This window comes from Prosthecobacter sp., assembly GCF_029946185.1.
Lineage (GTDB): Bacteria > Verrucomicrobiota > Verrucomicrobiia > Verrucomicrobiales > Verrucomicrobiaceae > Prosthecobacter.
This window is the reverse complement of the sequence record NZ_JAQSEA010000061.1, coordinates 1-5,987: the sequence shown is the minus strand read 5'-3', so window position 1 is coordinate 5,987 and position 5,987 is coordinate 1. Positions and strand designations below refer to the sequence as shown.

4 protein-coding genes are annotated in these 5,987 nt (G+C 58.5%); 3 read left to right on the top strand and 1 reads right to left on the bottom strand.

The features are described 5' to 3' along the window. Positions 1–1,119, bottom strand: a 1,119-nt coding sequence (locus PSV43_RS04390) for an ABC-F family ATP-binding cassette domain-containing protein (protein ID WP_300194170.1), incomplete at its 3' end; no start/stop codon positions are given. Positions 1,120–1,760: 641 nt separating this feature from the next. Between PSV43_RS04390 and PSV43_RS04385 the strand changes: the two genes are divergently transcribed. The 3 genes from PSV43_RS04385 to PSV43_RS04375 all read left to right on the top strand — a co-directional run bounded on the left by PSV43_RS04385 (position 1,761) and on the right by PSV43_RS04375 (position 5,801). Beyond that, the gene (locus PSV43_RS04385; RefSeq protein ID WP_300194168.1) at positions 1,761–2,609 is read left to right on the top strand and encodes a hypothetical protein; all 849 of its coding nucleotides are present in this window, start codon (positions 1,761–1,763) and stop codon (positions 2,607–2,609) included. A 66-nt stretch (positions 2,610–2,675) separates the two neighbouring features. Continuing rightward, the gene (locus tag PSV43_RS04380; RefSeq protein ID WP_300194166.1) at positions 2,676–3,395 is read left to right on the top strand and encodes a hypothetical protein; all 720 of its coding nucleotides are present in this window, start codon (positions 2,676–2,678) and stop codon (positions 3,393–3,395) included. A gap of 1,365 nt (positions 3,396–4,760) precedes the next feature. Then, positions 4,761–5,801 (top strand): OmpA family protein, encoded by a 1,041-nt coding sequence (locus PSV43_RS04375; RefSeq protein WP_300194164.1) that lies wholly within the window; start codon positions 4,761–4,763, stop codon positions 5,799–5,801. Positions 5,802–5,987 lie beyond the last annotated feature (186 nt).

The window sequence follows — 5,987 nt, the reverse complement described above, 5'->3', positions numbered from 1 at the left end:
GCGCTCACCCTTCTGAAACGGCACCTCACCCGCCAAAATCTTGATCAGCGTCGATTTCCCCGATCCGTTCGGCCCCACCAGCACCGTCCGCTCCCCACGCTCCACCTCCAGGTCCAGCCCCGAGTACACCTGCTTCGTCCCGTAAGCCTGATAAATGTCCGTCAGCGCGATCAGCCGCTGCCCGCTCCGCTGCGGCTGCGGGAAGTTAAAGCGGAAGCCCTTCCGCAGCGGCCGCGGCTTGTCCAGCTTGTCCATCTTCGCCAGCTGCTTCTCACGGCTCTGCGCCTGTGACGCCTTCGAAGCCACCGACCGGAACCGATCAATGAAATCCTGAATCGCCTCGATCTCCTTCTGCTGGTTCTTGTACGACTGCATCGCACGCTCATAGTTCTCCTCGCGCTGCTTCAGGTACTCACTGTAGTTCCCTTGGTACGACTGCAGCTTCCCCTCCTCGATCTCATACACCTGCTGCACCAGCTCATCCATGAAGTCACGGTCATGCGAGATGATCAGCAGCGCCCCCGCATAATTTTTCAGGTAATTGCGGAACCACATCAACGAACCCAGATCCAGGTGATTCGTCGGCTCATCCAGCAGCAGCAGATCCGGCTCCATCACCAGCAGCCGCGTCATATGCGCACGCATCACCCAGCCACCGCTAAACTCACGCGCCGGCCTTGAAAAGTCCTCCTCCTTGTACCCCAGCCCCTTCAGAATGCGCTTCGCCTTCGCCTCCGTCTGCGGGTCCTGCAGCGCATCATGCTTCGCATGCGCCTCGAAATACTCCGGGCTCGCCACATCCCCCGCCGCCTCAAACTCACCCAGCGCCTTCTCCAGCGCCTGAATTTCCCCCGCCTTCCCCGTCGCCACTTCCAGCACCGTCTCATTGCCGATCGGCTCGCTCTCCTGCGGCAGGAATCCCACCGTCGTCCACTCATCCCGGATCACCTCACCCGCATCCGGCACATCCGTCTTCAAAATCAGCGAAAACAGCGTCGACTTCCCCGCCCCATTCGGCCCCACCAGCGCCACCCGCTCCCCATAGTTGATCGTCATCGAAGCCGCGCTAAACAGCGTCCGGGCATTGAAAGTCTTGGTAACGTCGCGAAGAGTAAGCATGGCAAAAAAAGAGAAAAGGGGGCAGCGAATCAGCTACCCCACCCCACGCCACTTGCAAGGCCAAGCATGCCCCAGTCCCACACAGGTAGGGCGGTTGGTCCTCCAACCGCCGCCGAACGTCGCCACGCATTCGCATTGGAAAAAACTCGTTTGAAGAAGCGCCATAATCCAGTCCCACACATCTCTCCACGCCACCCGCGCAGCGGGTTAAGGTAGGGCGGGCCGTCCCCAGCCCGCCGCCTCCGGTCCGCTCAGGTAGGGAGGTTGGTCCCCCAACCGCCGCCGATCGTCCCCCAGGCGCGCTTTTCGGAATTCGCCACACCCAGTCAGCGGTAAGAAAAAGACTTCAGCGTGGCAAGGCCAAGCACGTCCGACCTCGCATCAGCCCCAACGGGGCTGCGTATCATAGCGAAGGGTTGCCGAGCCCCTGGCGAGGCTACCCTGGAAGCCCTGGATCATCATCCACCACTCCGGAAAGCAAACCCAGCACTCCGCCGCAGTCGGCCGGGTCCCAGCAGCGTGTGCAAAGAGTACCGCTGCCCATGCCGCGTTGCCGCGCTAGAGCTGCTTTACACACTGTCACGGATAGAAGCACAGAAAAGCACATGACGGAGCAGTAGGCGCAAGGCATGATTTGATTCATGTCGAGAAAACAATCTCACAATGCAAAATCTGCGAGATTGCAGGAATCAAACGTGGATGATGATTACACCTACCCTGACGCATATTGGCGTATGATGGACGGAGATAATTCCGAAATGCAGGTGAATTATGACGGTAAACCCACTCATGGCACGCTATGGGACGCTGCATTCGACCATGTAAAAATTCTTCGAGAAAAGCGCCACGGGACACCAAAACGGGATGACGTTCGTGAGACTTTTCATGCTCTCGGCATGGTTCGTGCACAGGTAAAACTGATTGCACTGAGTAACCCCAAAAATCCACGGTGTGTTCGTTTTGTTAAACAACACCCGCCGTTCGTTACAGAGCACATTGAGAGGCACAAAAGGGAGATTGATGCATGTGGACGGGCTGTGCTGCATGCATATGCAAATGACGATGTGAAATTCTTCGATGAATTGGCAAGGCTCGCAAAGATCGAACTTGGAAGTCGGCGGAAAAAGACCGTGACCAATGAGGAGGTGATCATTGATATAGCAATCGACCTTTGGTGGGAGTGGAATGAAAACCCGTCAAGGGAGAGTGTGAAATGCGCTGCTGAGAAGGCTGGCGTTAAGATCCGCCCAAAAGACTGGCCGAGCTACTTCAAGCGCTGCAAACTGGATTTTCTGATAAGCTCTAAAGGGGCTGGACGACCACCGAAACCTGAACCGCCAGAGAGGTTTGTCATCGAGATGCCGAAAGGAAATTTTACAATTCACTGGGTTACACAAAGTGAAGGTTTCCGACTTCAACAGGAAGCTGAATACAAAATGCGATTCATGGATAAGTCTGATGGAAACGGGGACGACGACATCCCGTTTTAAATATACCCGAATGCCGTTTAATGGTGTTCGGGTATATCAGGGTCTTTTGACATGGCATCGTCTTGCATGGCTAAACCCACACAAGACACCGCATCGGCTCAAGGCTTGATTTGCCGCGAGAAACTGGCAGCATGTTTTTGCTGCTCCATTGAAACAATCAAACGCATGGAGGAGCAGGGGATCTTAAAACGACCCCAGCTTTGTGAGCGCCTGATGCGCTACGGCCTCTCCGACGTGCATACTGCCGCCTTCGAAGGTTCAATCAGCATGACACAGACATGGCTCCCCATGGAATGCGCTCCGGTTGCATCTGTGCCTCTCTACGCGGTAGATATAAAGCAATTGCATACTGCGGGTGCTGGCGCGTCTGAATTGGCCGCAGTGCAGCGTGTGGCGAATGCTGAGGACAGGGAAGCGCTACTGAACTTCATCGCCTTCATCTGTCCGCAGAACTTTCGCCGTCTGCGGGCTGTGGTGCGTCTGGTAAGGTGCTGGCAGGAACGAGGGCATCCCATGCGCTGCGGTGCCGACATCATTTACAACGGAGCGCGTGCCCAGTTCCGAGACTTTGGGCATGGTGGAAGCAATGACGAGCGCTGCTTCATAACCCGAGCCTTGGCTGTCGTCGCTCCAGATCTCAAGGGTATGCTGGAAATGAAGCGCGAAGGCAAAGCGAATATCCTAGCCAAGGTCGGCTGGCATCCTTCGGGGCGCATCGATTGGAGCCCACAAGCGCTGCCGCCGCTGGCTGCTGATGAGCTGACGGCATGCGTAATGCCGCTATGAGCGCATGCTCCCGTGACTCCTCGAGAAAAGATAAGATGCCCGGCAAAATGTGGGTCACTCCGCGATAAATATCTAATAGTCAATGTGGTGCAGCCATCCGGGCAGTGGGGGCTCGGCGCGTGCTTTCTCACTTCGGCTTAATATCCACCGCAACTCCAAGGCCATGGCGGGAACGTCCATCTCCTTCACAGGAAAGTGATCCTTTTCCCAGCTCCACATCCGGCGGCCAAAGAGCATGAAATGCTGATTAGAAGCCATGTCACGGATATAAAAAACCACCATCGGGCAGACCACAGCCGACCGCCCATCCTCGCACCAGCCCAGAGAGGGTTGCGGAATATAGCCCCGGGTGGCAGGTCTCATAGAAGCAGGGGAAAAAGAAAACGCATGAGAGCAGGCCGCTGTCGGAGGGAGATGCGATAAAGAAAGAGCGGCTGAATCATGAGCAGGCAAAGGGTTGCGTTCCATCTCTGCGCCACTGCGCTCACGCGGCATTTCATTCCCCCCCCAAGTACCCCTGCCTCGTCTTATTATCTGACATGCTCTGCCTTCCACCTGAAAGCCTGATGAGGGTTAGACCCCATGGAATGCCGCATCGCAAAACACTAACTTGGATCATCAACGCGCCCACACCTTACCCCCATGAAACGTTTCTTCCCATTTGCCTTCGCCACACTTGCCATCCCATTCCTGTCAATGGCGCAGACCTCTGCTCCTCCTCCAGACGAAGAGAAGCCCTTGGTGACGAAACCACCCGTCCCGGCACCTGAAACCGAAGCACCTAGCCCACCTTCTGCGGCACCTGCCGAGGTGCCCCCTGGCCAGCCTCCTGCCGCAGTGCCTGCCGGCGTGCCTCCTGTGCCGCCAGCCATTGTGCCGCCAGCTAAGCTTCCAACAACTGCGCCTCCCGTTTCTGACTCGACTGAAAAACCAGCAACACCCAGTTTGGATCGCCCAGGCCCTCCAGGAGCCAAACGCCCGGCCCCTCCCGGCGCTAAACGCCGCGGCATGTCCGGAGCAAAAGATAAAACCCGCGCGCCCGCAGACCCAGCTACTCCCCCCCCTGGCACCGCCCCGGACGGTAATTCCTCGACCAATCCCGGGCGCGCGGCACCGGCTCCCGGAATGGATAGGCCTCCAACACGCCCGGCTGAAACCCCTAGCACGCCACCCGCTACGCCCGAGACGCCACCCACGCCACCGGCCACCCCCGGCGCTACCGGGATGCCACCCACCACGCCCCCGGCCGCCCCCGTTGACACGAGGACTCGTCCCTCGCCCGGCAAAAAACCCACCGATCCGCAAGAGAAGGGCGTTGATCCCTCTCAGCCCCCCGCGCCCGCCCCTGGTGCTCCGATGCCTGCCGTGACCTCTGCACCCGAAGTCTCTGGCGCATCAAAACCCGCCGAGCGGCCTGAGGGGCGCGAGCGTCCTGAACGTCCCGCCGCCCAGAAACCCCCTACACAGGAGACTGCCAAAGTGCTTGAAGATGAGCCAAAGCGAGACCGTAAGGCCGACGCCGCACAGGCGCGAAAAATTGACAACAAGGAAGATGCCAAGCGTCTGCTCCTGAACATCCTCGGTGCAGGCGCCGGCGTCCAGAGAGGCGACTCAAATGATCGTCCTGACCCAAGGCGTCGCCGGGACGGCCCCAAGCCTGCCTACCGTCCCTCCGTCGAGGAAGTGGGCAGAACCCAGCAGGACCGCGAACGCACCGTCACCAGCATCGTCGAACGATTCCAAGGCCGCGCCCCGCAGGCTGCGCCTTCCGGCAGCCTCCCTCGCCAACAAAGAATATTCCAGACCACTGAGACTCAGCGGCGCACCCGGTTTTATGAAGGGAACCGCCGGGTCATTCGCTACTCCTCAATGCAGGAGATCCCACCGGTCATCGTCGCTTCCCAGCAGCTCAACCGCGTCCAGCTTCTACCTCAGGCGCAAAGCACCTACAGCGTCAGGCCCCAGGCACCGGAGCAGGGGTATTACCAGAACGATATCCCCCCTTCCTACACCACCGGAGATGCGTATGCGGTCTCCTATAGCGTCGATCCGGACTCGGCCATCAGCACCGATGCCATCCTCTTCCGGCAAGGCTCCACGAATTTCGCCGACGCCTATTCCTACGACCTCGTCATCGACATGGCCGACGCCATGAAGGCACCAGCCCTCAGCAAGGAGACCTTCGTCATCGAAGGCCATGCCTCAGCCGAAGGCGATTATGCAAAAAATCTACTGCTTTCCCAGGAACGTGCGGAGCGGATCTCACGAGAGCTCGTTCGTCATGGTGTGAGTGCCGAGCGTCTCATGCCTGTGGGCTATGGTGAGGCCGAAGCCGCCAGTCCGGCTGATGCCAACGAAGCTGACCGCCGTCTCGACCGAAGGGTCGTAGTCTTCCGCATGCGCTGAAGCACCTTCCATTCGGCTTAGATGGTTGCCACCATTTCGATAAAATGCCCGGCATGAATGGCACTCGGTTAAAGCGGTGCTTCGTGCTTTTACAATCCGCTTTCGTCACATCCTGCCCGCATCTTTCTCCCCTCTGCCCCGCCACACACCAGCCCTGAATGGGCTGCGTCCTACAGCCCAGGCGGT